The organism is Streptomyces sp. NPDC025721, from assembly GCF_055558595.1.
Genome location: NZ_JBVHMF010000002.1, coordinates 443,996 through 465,052 on the forward strand (window position 1 = coordinate 443,996; position 21,057 = coordinate 465,052).

Annotated in this window: 18 protein-coding genes; 16 read left to right on the forward strand and 2 right to left on the reverse strand. The window is 70.7% G+C overall.

The genetic code is table 11. From position 1 onward, the window contains the following. Positions 1–274 precede the first annotated feature (274 nt). Positions 275–1,300: a LacI family DNA-binding transcriptional regulator gene (locus ACZ4EF_RS05940; RefSeq protein WP_188279764.1), complete on the reverse strand. Its 1,026-nt coding sequence runs from the start codon at positions 1,298–1,300 to the stop codon at positions 275–277. A gap of 170 nt (positions 1,301–1,470) precedes the next feature. Here ACZ4EF_RS05940 and ACZ4EF_RS05945 point away from each other — a divergent pair, with 170 nt between their 5' ends. Continuing rightward, positions 1,471–3,717 (forward strand): galactose-binding domain-containing protein, encoded by a 2,247-nt coding sequence (locus ACZ4EF_RS05945; RefSeq protein WP_467502970.1) that lies wholly within the window; start codon positions 1,471–1,473, stop codon positions 3,715–3,717. Here the strand turns inward: ACZ4EF_RS05945 and ACZ4EF_RS05950 are convergent. Next, positions 3,705–4,973: a PucR-like N-terminal domain-containing protein gene (locus ACZ4EF_RS05950; RefSeq protein ID WP_391043742.1), complete on the reverse strand. Its 1,269-nt coding sequence runs from the start codon at positions 4,971–4,973 to the stop codon at positions 3,705–3,707. The two genes, ACZ4EF_RS05945 and ACZ4EF_RS05950, sit on opposite strands and share 13 nt — an antisense overlap. A gap of 502 nt (positions 4,974–5,475) precedes the next feature. On the opposite strand from ACZ4EF_RS05950, the gene ACZ4EF_RS05955 reads away from it, so the two are divergent. From ACZ4EF_RS05955 to ACZ4EF_RS06025, 15 genes are all read left to right on the forward strand, one after another. Continuing rightward, a complete protein-coding gene (locus ACZ4EF_RS05955) occupies positions 5,476–6,108 on the forward strand; it encodes a hypothetical protein (RefSeq protein WP_355334461.1) in 633 nt (210 codons plus the stop codon). A gap of 259 nt (positions 6,109–6,367) precedes the next feature. Next, on the forward strand, positions 6,368–8,158 hold the full coding sequence (locus ACZ4EF_RS05960; RefSeq protein WP_467502973.1) for a DUF6801 domain-containing protein: 1,791 nt from the start codon (positions 6,368–6,370) through the stop codon (positions 8,156–8,158). Positions 8,159–8,176: 18 nt separating this feature from the next. Beyond that, positions 8,177–9,157: an ABC transporter ATP-binding protein gene (locus ACZ4EF_RS05965; protein WP_355334456.1), complete on the forward strand. Its 981-nt coding sequence runs from the start codon at positions 8,177–8,179 to the stop codon at positions 9,155–9,157. Continuing rightward, the gene (locus tag ACZ4EF_RS05970; RefSeq protein WP_188279770.1) at positions 9,154–10,005 is read left to right on the forward strand and encodes an MlaE family ABC transporter permease; all 852 of its coding nucleotides are present in this window, start codon (positions 9,154–9,156) and stop codon (positions 10,003–10,005) included. Before ACZ4EF_RS05965 ends, ACZ4EF_RS05970 begins: the two co-directional genes overlap by 4 nt. Positions 10,006–10,008: 3 nt before the next feature. Beyond that, positions 10,009–10,890, forward strand: coding sequence for an MlaE family ABC transporter permease (locus tag ACZ4EF_RS05975; protein WP_391160018.1), 882 nt, complete (start codon positions 10,009–10,011; stop codon positions 10,888–10,890). After that, positions 10,887–12,266, forward strand: a complete 1,380-nt coding sequence (locus ACZ4EF_RS05980) for an MCE family protein (protein WP_467502976.1) — start codon at positions 10,887–10,889, stop codon at positions 12,264–12,266. Before ACZ4EF_RS05975 ends, ACZ4EF_RS05980 begins: the two co-directional genes overlap by 4 nt. Next, positions 12,263–13,297 (forward strand): MCE family protein, encoded by a 1,035-nt coding sequence (locus ACZ4EF_RS05985; protein WP_391043749.1) that lies wholly within the window; start codon positions 12,263–12,265, stop codon positions 13,295–13,297. The genes ACZ4EF_RS05980 and ACZ4EF_RS05985 overlap by 4 nt, the downstream gene beginning before the upstream one ends. Continuing rightward, on the forward strand, positions 13,294–14,379 hold the full coding sequence (locus tag ACZ4EF_RS05990) for an MCE family protein (RefSeq protein ID WP_467502979.1): 1,086 nt from the start codon (positions 13,294–13,296) through the stop codon (positions 14,377–14,379). Before ACZ4EF_RS05985 ends, ACZ4EF_RS05990 begins: the two co-directional genes overlap by 4 nt. Next, positions 14,376–15,500, forward strand: a complete 1,125-nt coding sequence (locus ACZ4EF_RS05995; protein WP_467502980.1) for an MCE family protein — start codon at positions 14,376–14,378, stop codon at positions 15,498–15,500. Before ACZ4EF_RS05990 ends, ACZ4EF_RS05995 begins: the two co-directional genes overlap by 4 nt. After that, positions 15,497–16,669, forward strand: coding sequence for an MCE family protein (locus ACZ4EF_RS06000; protein WP_391160012.1), 1,173 nt, complete (start codon positions 15,497–15,499; stop codon positions 16,667–16,669). Before ACZ4EF_RS05995 ends, ACZ4EF_RS06000 begins: the two co-directional genes overlap by 4 nt. Continuing rightward, positions 16,669–18,006, forward strand: a complete 1,338-nt coding sequence (locus ACZ4EF_RS06005; protein ID WP_467502983.1) for an MCE family protein — start codon at positions 16,669–16,671, stop codon at positions 18,004–18,006. The genes ACZ4EF_RS06000 and ACZ4EF_RS06005 overlap by 1 nt, the downstream gene beginning before the upstream one ends. After that, positions 18,003–18,512: a hypothetical protein gene (locus tag ACZ4EF_RS06010; protein ID WP_355334437.1), complete on the forward strand. Its 510-nt coding sequence runs from the start codon at positions 18,003–18,005 to the stop codon at positions 18,510–18,512. The genes ACZ4EF_RS06005 and ACZ4EF_RS06010 overlap by 4 nt, the downstream gene beginning before the upstream one ends. 13 nt (positions 18,513–18,525) lie before the next feature. Continuing rightward, entirely contained in the window at positions 18,526–19,155 is a 630-nt protein-coding gene (locus ACZ4EF_RS06015; RefSeq protein WP_355334435.1) for a hypothetical protein, read from the forward strand. 11 nt (positions 19,156–19,166) lie between these two features. After that, positions 19,167–19,820, forward strand: coding sequence for a nuclear transport factor 2 family protein (locus ACZ4EF_RS06020; protein WP_401304008.1), 654 nt, complete (start codon positions 19,167–19,169; stop codon positions 19,818–19,820). A 33-nt stretch (positions 19,821–19,853) separates the two neighbouring features. Beyond that, a complete protein-coding gene (locus ACZ4EF_RS06025; RefSeq protein ID WP_467502986.1) occupies positions 19,854–20,726 on the forward strand; it encodes a hypothetical protein in 873 nt (290 codons plus the stop codon). Positions 20,727–21,057 lie beyond the last annotated feature (331 nt).

Consider the following 21,057-nt stretch of genomic DNA (forward strand, 5'->3'; position numbering starts at 1 on the left):
CGCACCTAACAAGGCTCTCCCCCCCCCACGCCACCCCCCCCCCCCCCCCCCCCCCCCCCCCCCCCCCCCCCCCCCCCCCCCTCCCCCCCCCCCCCCCCCCCCCCCCCCCCCCCCCCCCGCGGTGGCATGGCTGAGCTCGGGCCGAGCCCGGGACGGGCTCAGCCCAGGTCCTGGCCCTGATCCTGGCTCGGGCCCTGGTCAACCCGGACCCGGCTCTGGCTCCGGCTCGGGCCCTGGCTCAGGTCCGGGTTCGCGGGTGACTCGTGGTGCGGGGTCAGACGTTGGCGCGGGCCTCCGGGTGGGGGAGGCGGGAGGGGTGCGGGGCGGGACCGGTGGAACCGCGTACTACCAGTTCCGGTTCGAAGAACAGCTCGTCGTGGTCGACCGACGCACCGCTGATCTCTCCGGCCAGCAGGTCCACGGCCGCCCGGCCCATCGCCTCGATCGGCTGCCGGACGGTGGTCAGCGGCGGCTCTGTGCAGTTCATCAGCGACGAGTCGTCGTAACCGATTACCGACACGTCCTCCGGCACCGAGAGCCGCCGTCTGCGAGCCGCCCTTATGGTGCCGAGCGCCAGCAGGTCGCTCGCGCAGATGAAGGCCGTGATGCCGCGCGCGAGCAGCCGACTGGCCGCCGCCTGGCCGCCCTCCAACGTGAAGAGCGCGTGCTCGACGGTCACCGACGGGTCGACCCGGCGGGCGGCGGCGAGCTTGCGGCGCGACGGTACGTGGTCGGGCGGGCCGAGCACGAGGGCTATCCGCTGATGGCCGAGCGAGATGAGGTGGTTCATCGCCTGCTCGACCGCGACCGCGTCGTCACAACTGACGCGCGGGAAGTCGAGATGGTCGATGGCCGCGTTCATCAGCACGGTGGGCAGATTGCGCTCGGCCAGCCGCGCGTAGTGGTCGTGCGGTGACTCGGCCTGGGCGTAGAGCCCGCCGAAGAAGACCACGCCGGAGACATGCTGCTGGAGCAGCAGTTCCACGTAGTCGGCCTCGGAGACGCCGCCCGCGGTCTGGGTGCACAGCACCGGGGTGAAGCCCTGCTGCGCCAGCGCGCCGCCGACCACCTCGGCGAAAGCCGGGAAGATCGGATTTTGCAGCTCGGGCATGACCATGCCGACCAGCCGGGCGCGTTCCCCCCGGAGCTGGGTGGGCCGTTCGTAACCGAGCACGTCAAGAGCGGTGAGGACCGCTGCCCGGGTTCCGTCGGAGACGCCAGGCTTCCCGTTCAGCACGCGGCTGACGGTGGCCTCACTCACCCCGACCTTCTTTGCCACCTCGGCAAGTCGTCGTGTCATGGCGTCGATTCTAGTACAGGTGGCGCAAGTTTCTTGCGGTGAATTTGCGAGATCTCTGCAAGCCATCCAAATTTTGCGAAATCCAATCGACATCTTGCTGTCTCATGCATGACATCTCTAGGGTGTGCGTCACCTCTGTGACTCCAGTCAGAAGGGACACCCCCCACCCCATGGACAACAGACGTCGTTCCACGGCCTGGTTGGCTTCCGCCACCGCGGCGGCGGTCGCCGCGGGCGGGCTCGCGCTCGCCGTGACGGCCCAGTCGGCCAGCGCCGCCCCCTCCGTATCGACCGTCTCGCCCTTCGCCGTGAGCGGAGGCGCGAGCGTCCCGTTCACCGAGTACGAGGCCGAGGCCGCCGCCACCAACGGCTCGGCGGTCGGCCCCGACTACACCCAGTCCACCGTCGCCTCCGAGGCGTCGGGCCGCCGCGCGGTCAGCCTCAACGGCCAGGGCAAGTACGTCGAGTTCACCCTGACCGCCCCGGCCAACGCGGTGGATGTCGCCTACAACCTGCCGCGCGGCGCCTCAGGCACCGTCTCGGTCTACGTCAACGGCACCAAGATCAGCCAGAAGCTGGCGGTCACCGCGCAGTACAGCTACGTCGACACGTCGTGGATCGCCGGTTCCAAGACCCACCACTTCTTCGACGACTCGCGGATCAAGCTGGGCCAGAATCTAGCCGCCGGCGCCAAGGTCAAGCTCCAGCTCGACGCGGGCGACACCGGCCAGGCCACCATCGACGTCGCCGACTTCGAGCAGGTGGCGGGGGCGGCGAGCGCCCCGGCGAACTCCATATCCGTCGTCAGCAACGGCGCCGACGCCACCGGGAGCGCCGACTCCACCAGCGCCTTCAACACGACCATCGCCCAGGCGAAGTCGCAGGGCAAGGAGGTCTGGATCCCGTCCGGCGACTTCAAGCTGGGCTCCACCATCCAGGCCGACGGCGTCACCATCCGCGGCGCGGGCAACTGGTACTCCGTCCTGCACAGCTCGCACCTGATCGACCAGACCAGCGCGAGCGGCAACACCAAGCTGTACGACTTCGCCGTCTTCGGCGAGGTCAGCGTCCGCAACGACGGCTCGCCCGACAGCTTCGTCACCGGCAGCCTCGGCCCGAACTCGGTGGTCTCCGGGATCTGGGTGCAGCGCGAGAAGTGCGGTCTGTGGCTGACCGGCAACAACAACAACCTCGTGGTGCAGAACAACCGCATCCTCGGCACCACCGCCGACGGCCTCAACCTGGACGGCAGCGCCAACGGCGTCCAGGTGAAGAACAACTTCCTGCGCAACCAGGGCGACGACAGTCTCGCCATGTGGTCGCTCGGCGCGCCCGACACGGGCAACACCTTCAGCAACAACACCATCGTGCAGCCCAACCTGGCCAACGGCATCGCGATCTACGGCGGCAGCAACAACACCGTCTCCAACAACGTGATCGCCGACACCAACGCGCTCGGCGGCGGCATCGCCATCTCCAACCAGGCGTTCCTCCAACCCTTCAACCCGCTGTCCGGCACCGTCACGGTCTCCGGCAACACCCTGATCCGTACCGGCGCGCTGAACCCCAACTGGGGCCACCCGATGGGTGCGTTGCGCGTCGACAGCTACGACTACGCGATCAACAACGACATCCGGATCAGCAACACGACCTTCATCGGCAGCCCGTACAGCGACTTCGAATTCGTCTCCGGCGGCGGCCACGGCTACACCATCAACGGCGTCACCGTCAGCGGCGCGACGGCCAGCAACACCGGCACGGTCGTGGTGCAGGCCGAGACGCCCGGCTCCGCGACCTTCACCAATGTGACGGCCACCGGCACCGGCGCGACGGGTACGTACAACTGCTCCTACCCGGCGAACCTGCCCGCCTTCACCATCAACCGCGGTGCGGGCAACAGCGGTTGGGACAGCAACTGGAACGACTGCTCCACCTGGCCGCAGCCGGGCTCGGGCAACCCGACCACCCCGCCGACCACGCCCCCCACCACCCCGGCCTCCGGCAACCTGGCCCAGGGGCACCCGGCCTCCGACACCGGTCACTCCGATGTCTACGTCGCGGGCAACGCGGTGGACGGCAACGCCAACAGCTACTGGGAGAGCACCAACAACGCCTTCCCGCAGTCGCTGACCGTGGACCTCGGCGCGGCCAGGACCGTCGGCCGGGTCGTCCTCAAGCTCCCGCCCGCCACGGCGTGGGCCACCCGTACCGAGACGCTGAGCGTCCTCGGCTCCACCGACAACAACACCTACAGCACGCTGAAGTCGTCCGCGGGCTACACCTTCAACCCCGCGAGCGGGAACACCGTCACCATCCCGGTGACTCCCGCGAGCGCCCGCTACGTACGGCTGACCATCACCGGCAACACCGGCTGGCCCGCGGGCCAGATCTCCGAGTTCGAGGTCTACTCCTCGTAGCGTGAGGGGTCGCGCGCCGGGCGGCGGTCCTCCGACAGGAGGCCGCCGTCCGGCGTTTCGCCGTTCTCCTGGAGGTGCAGCGCGCGCAGCGCGATCTCAGTGGCGAACCGGTCGTCGGGGCGCGCGAGTTGGTCGCCGAAAGCGCGGTCGAGGATACGGATCCGGTAGCGCACGGTCTGCGGGTGCACGCCGAGCTGGTCGGCGATCTGCGCCGCGGTGCCGCGGGTGGTCAGCCAGATCCGCAGGGTGTCGATCAGCCGGGCGCGCTGGGTGGCGGTCAGCCCGACCAGCGGCCCCAGATAGCGCTTGGCGATCTGCGCGACCAGCGCGGGATCGCCCAATAACCACAGCGGCAGCAGATGGTTCTCGCTCATCGCCACCGAGTCGTCGTCGATGATCCCGGCGTCGGCCAGCGCCAGTGTGTGCCGGGCCCAGCGCAGCGAATCCGCGGCCTCGCTCAGCGAGGTGGTCAGCCCGATCGCCGCCCGGCAGCCGTTGAGCGCCGCGTGCAGCCGCTCCCGCCGCTCGTCGGTGAACGGTCCCGGCACCAGCAGATGCGGCTCCGGGTCCGCGAAGTCCATCAGGATGTCCTTGTCGAGCGCCGCCCCGGCCGGACGCGTGTCGGGGGCGACCGCGATCAGCGTCACCTCCTCCGGCAGCGGCCACGCCGAGTGCTCGGCCAGTTCCGCCAGCGCGCTGCGCGCCACGGAGGCGCCGTTGAGAATCCGCCGCAGCAGTCGGCGGCGGCGATTGTCGGGCTCCTCGCCCAGTTCCGCCATCGCCTGCACATAGCCCTCGCGGGAGAGTTCGGCGAGATCGCCCATGTACGCGAAGAGCGCGTCGGCGAAGGTCAGCATGAAGGACGCCGACAGGTTGTATCGGCGGCCCACGCTGCGCACCCGGCGCAGCGCCACCTGGCAGCCGATGCGGTACGCGGCCTGGAGGTTGTCCAGGCTGCGGCCCTCGTACGCCTCGAAGCGGCCGAACTGGCGGCACAGGTCGTCGCGGAGCGCGGTGGTCGCGGTCGGCGCGGCCACCCGGTCGACGAAAGTGGCGATGCTCTGCTCGATACCGATTTTGATCACCCGGGCGTTCGGGCCCTCCAGTAAGTGGCCGTATTCGGGGATCGTGGTGACGATTTCCGTGGCCATCTCTTTTAAAAGGCTGGGGAGTTCCGGCCGCATGATGGCGGCGAACTCCCGTGGAATCGGACCGATTGATTCCGCCTGCTCCGGCGTCTGCCGCGTTACGGTCATGTCCGTACCCCCCTCCCGCGACGGCCCTGCTGGCCGGTGAACCGGTGAAGTGGTGTGCCACGCATGGTAGTCGCGGGCAACCTCGCTGCAACATAGACCAATCGCGTACGGAACGCAGCACCTTGCACACGGAAACGTGTCAGGCCCGCGACGGTGGGCGACGGCGACCGATGGCCATGGTTGCACTCCGGGTGATCGCCCGTCGGGCCGGCCGATGCGCGCACCGTGCGGCCGACTTGCTCACTTGCTTATAAAAAATCCCGGCGCACTGTTGCTTCCGTGACAGAAAAATACCCGAGAGTAGGGTCCGCCGGAGAATCTTGGCCGGGATTATTGCGCCTCCGGGTTACCCGTGCGTAACGTCCTGCTCCGCAAGGGCAACCGAGCGGAATCGGTGCCACGTTCCAGGTAGTGAGTCGTAACCGAATTCCCCTTCCCGCCACACATGGAAGACGCGGAAGCCGGTTTATCAGGTACGTCATCTCCCAGGAAGGATCAGCCCGTGCACAAGCTCTCCAGGACCGCCAAGGGAACCATGGTCACCGGTGCCGCGATGGCGGCGGCGCTCGGCCTCGCGGTCAGCCCGGCCTCGGCCGTCACGTACACCGTCTCGGGCAGCTCGTCGACCGGTGCGATCACCGCGACGGCCACCACGCCCACGCTGACCGACACCACCACGGGCACCAAGCTCACCTGCACCTCGTCGGCGGCCACCGCCACCGTGACCAACGGTTCGCACGGCGGCACCCTCGGCACCATCAACACCGTCTCGTGGAACACCTGCAAGGTCGGCGGCATCACCTTCTCCGTCGCCGCCCAGGGCACCCCGTGGACGCTGACCGGCACCGCCGCCACCACGTCCGCGGGCGTCACCACCGGCACGCTGACCGGCGTCAAGGCCACCCTGTCCGGTCTGTGCAACGCGACCTTCGCCGACCCCAGCGGCGTGGGCAACGGCGCCACCCTCAACGCCACGTACACCAACTCCACCCACACGCTGGCCATCACCGGCGGCACCCTCAAGGCGTACAACGTCTCCGGTCTGTGCCTCGGCCTGATCAACAACAACGACCTGGCCACCTACTCGGCCGGCTACGTCGTGACCCCCACGACGCTGAAGGTCGTCTCTCCCTGAGCCCCGCCCCTCGCGTAACACCGGCCGCCGCGACCGCTGAAGCCCGCGCCGGCCGAACCGGGACCCCGGACCGCCGCAGTGGCGGCCGGGGTCCCGAACACGCACTGGAGGACAAAACTCCGCTTGTGTTTTGTCATTCGGTGACAGGAAATCCGCCCCGGTCCACACCGTCGAATATTCGTCCGGTCGATCACTTGTGGGGCCTTATTACTCGACCGTAATGTCCTGCGTCGCCGACGCCTTCCTGAGGAGTTCCGTAATGAGGGGTGCCGTGAAGCCGCGCCGCGCGGTGCGGTTCGCCGCTGTCGCAGCGGCGGCGCTCCTGGCCGGACTGCTGCCAGGACCCGACTCCGCGGCCAGCGGCCCGGACGGCAAGGTGACCCTCGGATACGCGTGCGCCTTCCCCGCCGGTACGGCCGCCGACGGCTCCGGCGGCACCGACAAGGCCGTCGTCCAGGACGTCACCGTCGCGCTGGTGCAGAACTACCCGGACACCGCCGTGGTCGGAAAGCCCATCCAGCCGGGCGACCTGACGGCGACGGTCACCATGCCGCGGGCCGGCGCCGAGGCGCTGCTGCCCGCCGGCACCACAGCCCTGACCGGCGCCGCGAGCCTCACCGCCCATGTCGCGCAGGGCACTTCGCGAGCGGACGCCGTATGGCCGGGACTGACCGCCCCCTCGACACCCCTCAAGGGCGACGGGGACCTGGTGCTCACCTTCGGCGGCGCGGTGCCGCCGCTGACGGTCACCGCCTCCGGCGAAGTGCGCTTCACCGCTGGGGAGTTGGACCTCAAGCTCAGCCCCGTGACCGACCCCGCGTCCGCACCGCCCGACTCCCCGAGCACCGGCACCGACAGTGCGACCGGCACCGACAGCGACAGCGCGTCCGGCGCCGACAGCGCGTCCGGCGCCGACAGCGCGACCGGCACGGCCGCGGACTCCGCCGGTACGGGCCAGGCCGCCAAGGACGCCGCCGACATCATCGGCACCTGCGCCCCCAAGCCCGACCAGGGCGACCTCCTCGGTACCGTCTCCGTCCCCGGCACCCCCGGCGGCTCCTCGGGACCCGGCCACGCCACCGCGCCCGGCGGCTCCTCGGCCGCCGCCCCCACGCCGCGCACCGGCTCCCGCGCGGGCGTCGGCAAGACCGGCGAGGGCGCGGGCGACGGAGCCCCCGACGCCGCCCGGTCCGACGGCCGCAACACCATCACGCTGGCCTCGCCCCCGCACTCCGGCGTGCACGACTGCGAGGACCCGCCGGAGGGCGACACCGACCCCGCGGTCATGGACTCCATTCCCCGGCCGCCCAACGCCGTCCGCAGCCCCGGCCCCGGCGACCCGCCGTTCCCCCCGTACTCCCAGTGCGGTTACGTCACCGGCTACTCCAACGTCTTCAAGCTCAAGGGCGCCGCGGTCATCAACGACCTGACCAAGAAGCCGACCCGCGTCACCGTCGTGCAGAAGAGCATCTGGACGGAGTTCACCGACCCCGACCCGCTCAAGCAGTACTTCGAGATCGACTCGATCGCGAAGCTGGCCCTGCCGCCGTCCGACACCACCTTCCTGACCTTCGGGTTCGTGCCGGTCACCGCCCGGATGGAACTGCTCCCCAAGGGCCTGATGACCGTCGTCACGGTCGGCACCAGCAACCTCGGCACGATCACCACCAGCACCATCTACGGCAAGCAGGAACTGCGGCTGTCCGACGTCAAGGTCAACGGCGTACCGCTGGACGTCGGCGCCGACTGCCGCGCCTCGGCGCCGCTGGACATCAAACTCGTCGGCTACGACCGCAGTTCACTGACCGGCCGCCCGACCGGACCCACGGACTACGGAGTGCAGGACGGCGGGCCGCTGGCCCAGGACGACCTCTACATTCCCCCGTTCACCGGCTGCGGCAGCCACGGAGAGAACCTGAATTCCCTCTTCACCTCGGCGATATCGGGGCACGGCAACTCACTGAATCTCATCCAGGGACCGCTGTGCGTGCCCATCGCGGCCTCGGGATGCGATCCGGAGATCGCCTTTCCCGAACCGCCCCACCACTGATCAGCTCCGGGAGGTGCAATGGGAATCGAAGTGATCGTCGAAGGACTCACCAAGTCCTTTGGTACGCAGAACGTCTGGCAGGACGTCACGCTCACACTGCCGCCCGGTGAAGTCAGCGTGATGCTCGGCCCTTCCGGAACCGGCAAGACGGTATTCCTGAAATCGCTCATCGGCCTGCTCAAGCCCGAACGCGGCCGGGTGCTCGTCGGCGGCGTCGACATGGTGAACAGCCCGGAGCGCGACATCTACGAGGCGCGCAAGATGTTCGGCCTGATGTTCCAGGACGGCGCGCTCTTCGGGTCGATGAACCTCTTCGACAACATCGCCTTCCCGCTGCGCGAGCACACCAGGAAAAAGGAGTCCGAGATCCGCCGCATCGTCATGGAGCGGGTCGACATGGTCGGCCTCCTCGGTGCCGAGGGCAAACTGCCGGGCGAGATATCCGGCGGCATGCGCAAACGCGCGGGACTCGCCCGCGCCCTGGTGCTCGACCCGCAGATCATCCTGTGCGACGAACCCGACTCCGGCCTCGACCCGGTCCGCACCTCGTTCATCTCGCAGCTCCTCATCGACCTCAACGCGCAGATCGACGCGACGATGCTGATCGTCACCCACAACCTCGACATCGCCTCGACCGTGCCCGACAACATGGGCATGCTCTTCCGCCGCGAACTGGTCGCCTTCGGCCCCCGCGAGCTGCTGCTCACCAGCAACGAACCGGTCGTACGGCAGTTCCTCAGCGGACGCCGCGACGGACCGATCGGGATGTCGGAGGAGAAGGACGAAGCGGCCCTGGCCCGCGAGCAGTTGAACGGCCGCGAACTGCCCGCGGCCCCGCGCCGCGTCGCGCCGCAGCTCGAACCGTCACCCGGACTGCCGCCCCGGCAGGCGGTACAGCGCCGCAGGGCCCGCGTCCTGGCCATGTGGGACCAGCTCCCGGCCGCGACCCGCGAAGCCGTACAGGCCGGACTCGTCCCCGTCCAGGGGGAGCCCGCATGACCGCGCCCGTACGGGTCCCGGGACCGGGACCCGAGCCGACCCCGCCGCGCCCCGAACGCGTCACCGTGCCGCGCCGCCCGATCCCCGGCACCGGCGCGCTGCGCGAGACCGGGCAGCTCATGACGCTCGCCGCCACCACCGTGCGCGACACCTTCCGCAGGCCGTTCCAGATGCGCGAACTCATCGAGCAGTTCTGGTTCGTGGCCAGCGTGACGATCCTGCCCGCCGCCCTGGTCTCGATCCCCTTCGGCGCCGTCATCGCCCTGCAAGTCGGCTCACTGGCACAGCAGTTGGGCGCCCAGTCGTTCACCGGCGGCGCCAGCGTGCTGGCCGTCATCCAGCAGGCGAGCCCGCTGATCGTCGCCCTGCTCATCGCGGGCGCGGGCGGCAGCGCCATCTGCGCCGACCTCGGCTCGCGCAAGATCCGCGAGGAACTGGACGCGATGGAGGTGATGGGCGTCTCCCCGGTGCAGCGGCTGATCGTGCCGCGCGTCCTGGCGACGATGCTCGTCGCGGTCTTCCTCAACGGCCTGGTCTCGGTCGTCGGCACCGCGGGCGGCTACTTCTTCAACGTCATCGTCCAGCACGGCACCCCCGGCGCGTACCTGTCCAGCTTCTCCGCGCTCGCCCAGCTCCCCGACCTGTACATCAGCGAGATCAAGGCCGTGATCTTCGGCTTCATCGCGGGCATCGTCGCCGCCTACCGCGGCCTGCACCCCAAGGGCGGCCCCAAGGGCGTCGGCGACGCGGTCAACCAGTCCGTCGTCATCACCTTCCTGCTGCTGTTCCTGGTGAACGTCGTCCTGACCGCGATCTACCTCCAGCTCGTCCCGCAGAAGGGAGCCTGAGCGATGGCGCTCCTGGACAAGGACACCCCGCAGGCCGAGCCGCCGCCCGAAGGACCACGGCCGCGCCGACGCCGGAACACCGGCCGCTGGCTGCACTGGCTGGACGAGACCGGCGACCACTTCATCTTCCACATCACCGCCGTGCTGTGGATACCGCGCACCCTGCGCCGCTACCTCAAAGAGGTCCAACGCCTGCTCGCCGAGGTCGTGTTCGGCAGCGGCGGCCTCGGCGTCATCGGCGGCACCGTCGGCGTGATGATCGGCATGACCCTCGCCACCGGCACCGTCGTCGGCCTCCAGGGCTACGCGGCGATGAACCAGCTCGGCACCGCCGCGTTCACCGGCTTCATCTCCGCCTACTTCAACACCCGCGAGATCGCCCCGCTCGTCGCGGGCCTGGCCCTGTCGGCCACCGTCGGCGCCGGATTCACCGCCCAGCTCGGCGCGATGCGGATCAACGAGGAGATCGACGCGCTGGAGGGCATGGGCCTGCGCAGCATGCCGTACCTGGTCACCACCCGGATCATCGCCGGGGTCGTCGCCATCGTCCCGCTCTACGGCATCGGCCTGCTCAGCAGCTACGTCGCCTCCCGGATGGTCACCGTCATGTTCAACGGCCAGTCCGCGGGCACCTACGACCACTACTTCAACCTCTTCCTGTCCCCCCAGGACGTCCTGCTCTCCGGACTGAAAGTGCTGATCTTCAGCGTCATCGTGATCCTCGCCCACTGCTACTACGGGTTCACCGCCAAGGGCGGCCCCGCGGGCGTCGGCATCGCCGTCGGCCGCTCGGTGCGCAACGCCATCGTGATCATCTCGATCACCGACTTCTTCCTCAGCCTGGCGATCTGGGGCGCCACCACGACGGTGCGGGTGGCGGGATGACCACCACCGACACCCGTCCCGCCGGAGCGCCCCCGGCCCCGCGCCGCCGCCCGACCGGCGGCGCCACCGCCCGCCGCAGGACCGCCGGCGTCGTCTTCCTGCTGGTGCCCGCGCTGCTGGCCTGGCTCGCGGTCGCCGTCTACGACAAGACGTTCAGCGACACCGCGACCGTCCACCTGGAGACCGGCACCGTCGGCAACGAGATGCACCAGGGCGCCGACGTGAAACTGCGCGGGGTCGTCGTCGGCCGGGTCGCCTCCATCAGCGCCGACGGCGACGGCGCCCGGCTCAACCTCGCCATCGACCCCGGCCAGCTCAAGCGCATCCCCGCGGACGTCACCGCGCAGATGCTGCCCACCACGCTGTTCGGCGAACGCTTCGTGGCCCTCGTACCTCCCGCGGGCACCGACACCACCGGTGGCGGCCCCACCCTCGCCGCCGACAGCACCATCGCCCAGGACCGTTCCAGCGACGCCATCGAGCTCCAGCAGGTGCTCGACAACGTGCTGCCGCTGCTCACCGCCGTCCAGCCCCAGAAGCTCGCCGCGACCCTCAACGCCGTCGCGACCGCGCTCGACGGCCGCGGCACCCAGCTCGGCACCACCCTCGTCCAGCTCGACCGCTACCTGACCAAGCTCAACCCCGAACTGCCCGTGCTGAACGACGACATCAAGCAGCTCGTCACCGTCAGCCACGTCTACAACGCCGCCGCGCCCGACATCGTGCAGGCCCTCACCGACTTCACCAGGACCAGCGGCACCATCGCCGAGGAACAGGCCGACCTCAACAGCGTGTACGGCAGTACCACCGCCACCGCGCAGGACCTGACGACGTATCTGCGGCAGAACAAGGACACCATCATCCGGCTGACCGCCGACAGCCGCGGCACCCTCGGGCTGCTCGCGAAGTACTCCCCGTCCTTCCCCTGCACGCTGCGCACCCTGGCCGCCTTCGTCCCCGTCATGGACAAGGCGCTCGGCAAGGGCACCCACGAGCCGGGCCTGCACGTCGACCTCACCAGCGTGCCGTCCCGCGGCAAGTACGTACCCGGCAAGGACACCCCGGTGTACGACGCGAGCGGCGGCCCGCAGTGCTACCCGGTCCCGTACACCGGCCGCGGCGGCGCACCGGCCGCGACGCACTCCACGAAGTCCGCGACCTCGCCGACCGCCACCACGTCCACCACGTCCACGGCGTCCACGGCGTCCACGTCCAGCGTGACCACCACCGACTCCCCGGCCAACTCCCCGCAGGAGAACGAGCTGATCAACGAACTCCTCGCGCCGGGCATCGGCACCGACCCCGGCTCGCTCCCCGACTGGAGCAGCCTGCTCACCGGTCCCGTCTACCGAGGGGCGGAGGTGACGGTGCGGTGAAGCGCCGCAGCCTCGTCGGACCGATCGTCAAGTCGCTGATCTTCATCCTGGTCACCGCGCTGGCCACCACCGTCCTCGCGGTGAGCATCGCGGGCGGAACCGACGTCGGCGACACCTCCGGCTACAACGCCCGGTTCACCGACGCCACCGGCCTCACCTCGGGCGACAGCGTCCGGATCGCCGGGGTCAAGGTCGGCCAGGTCGACTCGATCAAGGTCGTCGACCACCGCGTCGCGCAGGTGCACTTCTCGGTGCAGCGCGCCCGGAAGCTGCCCGGCTCGGTGACCGCCACCATCAAGTACCTCAACATGGTCGGCCAGCGGTACATCGACCTCCAGCAGGGCACGGGACCGGTCGGCCAGGCGCTCGCCCCCGGCGACACCATCCCGCTCCAGCGCACCACCCCGGCCCTCGACCTCACCCAGCTCTTCAACGGCTTCCAGCCGCTGTTCCAGGGCCTGTCGCCCAAGGACGTCAACCAGCTCGCGGGCGAGATCGTCCAGGTGCTCCAGGGCGAGGGCGGCACCGTCGACAGCCTGATCAGCAACGTCGGTTCGCTGACCACGACGCTCGCCGCCAAGGACAAGGTGATCGGCCAGGTCATCGACAACCTCAACTCGGTGCTCACCACGGTGAACACCCGCGAGGCCGGGTTCAACGACCTGGTGACCTCGCTCCAGCAGCTCGTCAGCGGCTTCGCCTCCGACCGCGAACCGATCGGCCAGTCGATCACCGCGATCTCCCAACTCACCACCAGCACCGCCGGGTTGCTCACCGACGGCCGCCAGCCGCTGAAGGACTCCATCGCCCAGCTCGGCCGGCTGTCCACCAACCTCGCCGACAACACACCGCAGTTGGAGAACTTCCTCACCAAGACCCCGGCCAAGCTCCAGACCATCGGCCGGCTCGCCTCCTACGGCTCCTGGCTCAACCTCTACCTCTGCCAGGCCACCGTCGCCGGGGTCACCACCTCCGACGGCAGCAAGCCGCCCACCGGCATAGCGATCACCGAATCGAGGTGCCGGTCATGAACCGCCCCCGCATACCGACCCCGCGCCTCCGCTTCCGCGCCCCCGCGCGCCGGGGCCGCCCCCTCTTCCGGCCGCTGCGCGAACGCAGCCCCGTCCTCGTCGGCACCGTCGGCCTGCTCGTGCTCGCCCTGGCCGGCCTGGTCGCGTACAACGCGGACGCGCTCCCGCTGATCGGCGGCGGCACCACGTACAGCGCGAGCTTCACCGAGGCCGCCGGGCTCAGGTCCGGCAACGAGGTGCGGGTCGCGGGCGTCAAGGTCGGCAAGGTCACCGGGGTGTCGCTGGACGGCGCCCAGGTCAAGGTCACCTTCCGCGTCAAGGACACCTGGATCGGCGACGCCAGCACCGCCGCCATCGGCATCAAGACGCTGCTCGGCGAGAAGTACCTGGCCGTCGACCCGCTCGGCAGCCGCGCGCAGAACCCCGGCCAGCGCATCCCCAGGACCCGCACCACCTCGCCGTACGACGTCACGCAGGCGCTCGACGGCCTCGGCAACACCCTCGGGTCGATCGACACCACGCAGCTCGCCGCCAGCTTCCAGACCCTCTCCGACACCTTCAAGGACACCCCGGCTTCGGTACGCAGCGCCGCCACCGGCCTGTCGTCGCTGTCGCGGACCATCTCCAGCCGGGACGCCCAGCTCGCCGACCTGCTCGCGGGCAGCAAGCAGCTCACCAAGACCCTCTCCGACCAGAACAGCCGCTTCCAGACGCTGATCTCGGACGGCAACCTGCTGCTCGGCGAGATCCAGAAGCGCCGCGACGCCATCCACGCGCTGCTCACCGGCACCCAGGACCTCGGCACCCAGCTCAACGGCCTGGTCGCCGACAACAACCGGCAGCTCGGCCCGACCCTGGACGCCCTCGACCGGGTCACCGGCGTACTGCTCGCCAACCAGTCCAGCCTCGACAAGGCGTTCGCCCTGGCCGGGCCCTACTACCGGCTGGTCGGCAACACCCTCGGCAACGGCCGCTGGTTCGACAGTTATCTGTGCGGCCTGGTCCCCAAGAGCTATCTGCCCCCGGGCACCCAGCCGACGACCGGGTGCGAGCCGCCCAAGGCGACGGGAGGCACATCGTGAAGGCATCCATCGGCCGCGCCGCGCGAGGGCGGCGGGCCATCGCCCTCGGCACGGTGCTCGCCGTCGTCCTCGCGGCCCTCGCCTACGGCGGCGTACGCCTCTTCGGCGGCCCCGACGGCACCAGGATCACCGCCTACTTCGACCACGCCGTGGGCGTCTACGCCGGATCCGACCTGCGCGTGCTCGGCGTCAAGGTCGGCACCGTCGACTCGGTGAAGCCGCAGGGCAAGCAGGTCAAGGTCGTGCTGGTCCTCGACCACGGGGTGAAGGTCCCGGCGGGAGCCGGCGCCGTCGTCGTCGCGCCCAGCGTCGTCGCCGACCGCTACATCCAGCTCACCCCGGCCTACACCGGCGGCCCCCGGATCACCGCGGGCACCGTCATCCCGGCCACCCGCACCGCGAGCCCCGTCGAGGTCGACCAGCTCTACGAGAGCATCACCCGGCTCAGCGACGCCCTCGGCCCGAACGGCGCCAACGCCACCGGCGCCCTGTCGAACCTCCTCGACACCGGCGCGAAGAACCTCGACGGCAACGGCAAGGCCATCGGCGACAGCATCGACCAGCTCGGCCAGGCCACCAAGACCCTCAACGGCCACAGCGACGACCTCTTCGCGACCCTGTCCTACCTCCAGTCCTTCACCACCATGCTGAAGAACAACGACGGCAAGGTACGGGCCGCCACCGACCAACTCTCCACCGTCAGCGGCTTCCTGGCCGAGGACAAGGAGAACCTGGGCGGCGCGCTGCACCAACTGTCCACCGCGCTCGGCCAGGTGAAGACCTTCATCCAGGACAACCGGGCCCGGCTGAAGACCAGCATCGGCAAACTCGCCCCGATCACCCAGACGTTGGTCGACCAGCGCGCCTCACTCGCCGAACTCCTCGACACCGCGCCGCTGGCCGCCGACAACCTCCTCAACGCCTACGATCCGCAGCACGGCACCATCGACGGGCGCGCCAACATCAACGAACTGAGCATGGGCGGCGACATCTCGCCCGCCGCCGCCAAGGACACCGCAAGGACCGGCTCCGACTTCACGCCCGCGGCCAAGGACGCCAAGACCCTGCCGCTGCCCCTGCCGGCGGTCGGCACCGTCTACACCAAGGGGGCGGCCCGATGAAGCGTCCGCACACCCGGGGGAGCGCCGCCACCGTCGGCGGGACCGCGCTGCTCGCGCTCGCCCTCGCCGGCTGCTCGCTGAACGTCCAGAACGTGCCGTTGCCCGGCGGCGCCGACCTCGGCGGCCACCCCTACACCGTGAAGGCCGACTTCGCCGACGTCCTCGACCTCGTCCCGCAGGCGTCCGTACGCGTCAACGACGTCGCCGTCGGCCGCGTCACCAAGATCGGCCTCGGCGCCGACGGCTGGTCCGCGACCGTCACCATGAAGGTCAACGGCAAGGTGAGACTGCCCGCCAACGCGTACGCGCACCTGGAACAGTCCAGCCTGCTCGGCGAGAAGTACATCCAGCTCTCCGCGCCGCCCGGCACGCGGGCCGCCAGCGGCACCCTGCGCGACGGCGCCGTCATCCCCGCCTCGCGCACCAACCGCAACCCCGAGGTCGAAGAGGTCTTCGGCGCACTGTCCATGCTGCTCAACGGCGGCGGCGTCGCCCAGCTCAAGACCATCTCGGTGGAGCTGAACAAGGCCCTGACCGGCAACGAACCGCAGATCCGCTCCATGCTCCACCAGGTCGACACGCTCGTCAGCGACCTCGACGCCCACAAGCAGGACATCACCGACGCGCTCGACGGCGTCAACGAACTGTCCGCCACCCTCGCCGCCCGCGACCAGAAGATCGGCACCGTACTGACCGGCCTCAGCCCCGGACTGAAGGTGCTGGAGCAGCAGCGCGGCTCGCTGGTCACCATGCTGCGCTCGCTGGACACGCTCTCCGGCGTCGCGGTGGACACCGTCAACCGCAGCAAGGACGACATGGTCGCCGACCTCAAGGCCCTCGCGCCCACCCTGCGACGGCTCGCCGACGCGGGCGACGCGCTGCCCGACTCGCTCCAGGTGCTGGTCACCTACCCGTTCACCGACGAGGTCCTCAACGGCGTCAAGGGCGACTACCTCAACGTCTACCTCGACCTGACCGCCGTACCCGGCACGCAGCTCATCCCCGAGATGCCCGCGTCCGGGAACGTCTACCCGCCCGACCCCGAGAACCCGATGTCCGCGCACACCAAGGCCGACCGGACGACGACGGTCGACAAGAAGCTGCGGGAGGCGGGCATCCCGCTGCCGCTGCCGTCGGTCACCGGCTCGACCAGGACCGGGGGCCGCTGATGCTGACCCGCGTCACCATCGCCAAGAACATCGCCTTCCTGCTGATCGCCGTGCTCGTGCTCGGCTTCATCGGCGTCCGCTACGCCGACCTCGGCCGGTACGTGGGCCTGCGCGGCTACTACACCGTCAAGGTCGAACTCCCCGAAGCGGGCGGCCTGTTCGAGCACGCCAACGTCACCTACCGCGGCGTCTCGGTCGGCCGGGTCGGCCCGATCAGACTCACCGACGACGGAGTGGAGGCGTCGTTGCGGATCAACGACTCCGCGCCGCACATCCCCTCCCACCTCAAGGCCGTCGTCGCCAGCCTGTCCGCCGTCGGCGAGCAGTACATCGACCTGCGGCCGACCACCGACCAGGGGCCGTATCTCGCCGACGGCTCCCGCGTCGAACGCGCCGACACCACCATCCCCGCGCCCGTCACCAACCTGCTCACCAGCGTCAACAGCCTGGCCGGATCGGTCCCGTTGAAGTCCCTTCAGACCGTCGTCGACGAATTCGGCAAGGCGTTCGCGGGACAGGGCGACAACCTCCAGTCGCTGCTCGACACCAGCGGCGAGTTCATCTCCGCCGCGGACATGAACCTGCCCGGCAACATCACGCTGATGGCCGACGGGCGGACGGTGCTGCGCACGCAGGCCGACGAGGGCGACGCCATCAAGTCCTTCGCCAGCAGCGCAAGTCAGCTCGCCAAGCAGCTCAACGACTCCGACACCGACCTGCGACGGCTCATCGCCGCGGCGCCCGACGCGGCGGGACAGGTCAGCGCGCTGCTGCGGGACGTCGGACCCCAACTCAGCGTCGTCCTGGCCAACTTGCTGACCACCTCGGACGTGGCCGTCACCAGACAGCACGGCATCGAGGAATTCCTGGTCAAGGTGCCCGCGGTGGCCGCCGCCGGATCGACGGCGGTGGACGGCAAGGGCCTGCACTTCGGCATGGCCGTCACCTTCTTCTCCCCGCTGCCCTGCACCTCCGGATACGGCGGCACCACGTACCGCAACGGCCTCGACACCAAGGCGCCCGCCACCGCCCTGAACACCGCGGCCCGCTGCACCGCCCCCGCCTCCTCCGGCACCGACGTGCGCGGCTCGGCCAACGCCCCGAGCGGCGGGGGCGTCCCGAACCCCGTGCAGCCCGGCTCGGTGCTGCCGACCGGCGCCGGGCCCCCGTCCGCCGCGGGCCCGTCCACCGGGACGACGACGTACGGCACGAGCGTGCTGCCGGGAGCGCTGGGCCTGCCCTCGCTGCCGACCGGGCCCAGCGGCGGCACGATGGCGGATCTGCTCGGCCTCGGTGACACGCGCTCCGGGGACACGGGCTTCGGGGGCACCCGATGAGCGCCCGCCGGTCCACCCTGGTCTGGGTCACCGCGTGGGCGGTCGCCGCCGTGGTGTGCGCGCTCGGCGCCTGGTCATACGCGGACACGCGCGGCGACGGCACGCTCAATTACGCCAAGGCCCGCGACGCCGTACTGACCGACGGGCAGCGGGACATCACCCGGCTGAACACGGTGGACGCGGCCCACCTGGACCGCGATCTCGCGGCCTGGCTGGACACGACGACCGGGCCGCTGCACGACCGCATGAGCCGTACGCACACCGCGGACGCCGCCGCGCTCAAGCAGTCCGGCACCTCCACCCGGGGCACGGTCACCGACGCGGCGGTCACCGAACTCGACACCAGGGCCGGTACGGCGAAGCTCATCGCGACCGTGCAGGTCCGGGTCATGCCGCGCGGCGGCGCGGCCACCACCGACCGCAAGCGGTTCGAGGCGGGCCTGTCCCGTACCTCGGACGGCTGGAAACTCACGGCGCTCACCGCGGTGCCCGTCGGCGCGAGCTAGGAGAGGCGGCCCAGTGAGCACCACGCATGAGCCCGAGGCCGAGGCGGCGGAGGCCGAGGCGCCGCAGACCGACGCATCGGGGGCCGCCGCTCCGGACGAGGCGGAGGCCAACGAGGCCGCCGCCGGACGGCGTTGGCGGTGGCCGTACGGTGCGCGGCGTACGGCGGCGGTCGCCGCGATCGTGCTGCTGCTCCTCGGCGGCGGCGGATTCGGTTACGCGGCCCACCGGTTGACCGACCCGGCCGCGACGGACAACCGCGCGCTGACCGACACCGAGGCGACCAACCGGGTCGTCGGGGACGTCAGCAACGCGCTCGGCAAGATCTTCGCGTACACGCCGGAGGACACCGGGTCGACGGAGCGGGCCGCCCGCGACCTGCTGGACGGCGCGGCGGCCGACCAGTACCAGGCGCTGTTCGGGCAGATCCGGCAGCGCGTCGCCGAGCAGCAACTCACCCTGACCACACGGGTGGTGCGCGCCGGGGTCGTCCGGCTCACCGCCGACCACGCCCGGCTGCTGGTCTTCCTCGACCAGACCGCCCAGCGCAAGGGCGCCGCGGCCACCAGCGCGGCGGCCCAACTCTCGGTCACCGCCAGGCTCGACGGCGACCACTGGCGGATCACCGATCTCAAGGCCCGGTAGGAGGAAGACGGATGGCACGGATGCCCTTCAAGGGTGGCGGCGGGTCGCGGGACCGGCTCGGGGCGCGGCTGCGCGCGCCGGGCCGGTCGCTGCTCGCCACGGCCGTCGCGCTCGCCGTCGCCGCGGCGGTCGCCGCCGCCCTGACCGGCTGGTCCTGGTACGGGGCCGCGCACGACGACGACGCGGCCTTCGCCCGGACCCGCGACACGGTGCTCGCGGCGGGGGAGCAGGCGGTGCAGAACATGAACACCCTGGACCACTCCGACGTCGACCACGGGCTCGACATCTGGGAGAGCTCCACGACCGGCGACCTGCACAGCCAACTGGTCCAGGGGCGGGCCGCGTTCGAGAAGCAGGTGCAGCAGGCCCAGACGGTCAGCACCGCGAAGATCCTGTCCGGCGCGGTCACCGAACTCGACACCAGGACCGGCAAGGCCAGCGTCATGATCGCGCTGCGGATCACCGTCGAGGCGCCCAAGGCCAAGCCCGCGGTCAAGGAGAGCCGGATGCTCGGCGAACTCACCCGCACCGACACGGGCTGGAAGCTCAGCGCCCTCGGCCAGGCCCCGATGGGCGACAGCGCCGCGGACCCGTCCGCGTCCTCGCCCCCGAGCGGCGGCACCGCCACCGCGAGGCCGTCCCCGTCCACCACCGACGGCCAGTAAGCCGCCCCGCCGTCCGCGAGAGGACCGCCGCCCATGTCGACCACCCGCCACCTCATCAACCGCCAACGCCGCCTGGCGGCCACCGCGCCGCCGCGCGAGCGCGTGACCCGCACGGCGGAAGCCGCCACCGACATCCACTCCGACTCCGACACCGCCACCGACATCCACTCCGACACCGGCCCGGAGACCGAGGCGGAGGGCGGCGACCGTTCGGAGCGCCCCGCCCGGGGCCGCGCCGCGACCGCCGTCCGCACCCGCCCGGCCCGGCCGCCGCGTACGTCCGACAAGGCCGCCGACGTCACCGCTGACGTCACCGCCGGGACTCCCACCGGCACGGCCGCCGACGCTGAACCCGAGGCCGGGAGCGGCCCGCGCAAGTGGCGCCCGCGCCCCGTCACCGTCCTCACCGTCGGCCTCGCCCTGCTGACCGTGCTGCTCGGCGGCCTCGCCGCCTGGTCCGCGGGCAAGGCGTCCGACCTGCGCGACTCGGTGGCCTCCGGCAACACCGCGCTGACCGACACCGCCCGCACCAGCGAGGTCAAAGGCACCGTCGCCCAGGCCGTGAACGCGGTCTTCTCCTACAACTACGCCGACACCGCCCGCACCGACGACGCGGCCAAGCGCGTACTGACCGGAAAGGCCGTCCAGCAGTACGCGACGATGCTCGCCCAGGTCCGCGCCCAGGCACCGGCGCAGAAGCTCGTGCTGACCACGACCGTCACCGACACCGGCGTGGAACTGCTCGACGGCGACCGCGCCCGCATCCTGGTCTTCGCCGACCAGAGCAACACCAGCACCGCCAAGTCCGCGAACGCGGCGACCACTTACGCGGCGGCGATGTTCGCGGTGGACGCCGTCCACCAGGACGGCACCTGGAAGATCGCGAGCATCGATACCTTCGGGTAGCGCGGACCCCACAGTTAGCGGTCGCGGCCAGCGGTTGGTGAGGCGCCAGCCGGCGTCCAGCAGATAGCCGACGACGGCGGGCCCCGCGACGGCCGCCGCCACGCGTGCGTGTGCCCACGGGTACGGCTCCTCGTACGGGTACGCAGCTGTGGCGAACAGACGTACGTCTTAGGTAAGGCTACCCTTATTAAAACGCCGGCCGTTTCGCGCCGTCACCGATCAGGCGCCGCGATCAGGCGCCGCGCGATGATGAAGGACTCGTCGCGGGCAGGCACTATGGGGGAGAGGGCCCCCGCAACGCGCCGGAAATCGCGTGATGGGATGCTCGGCT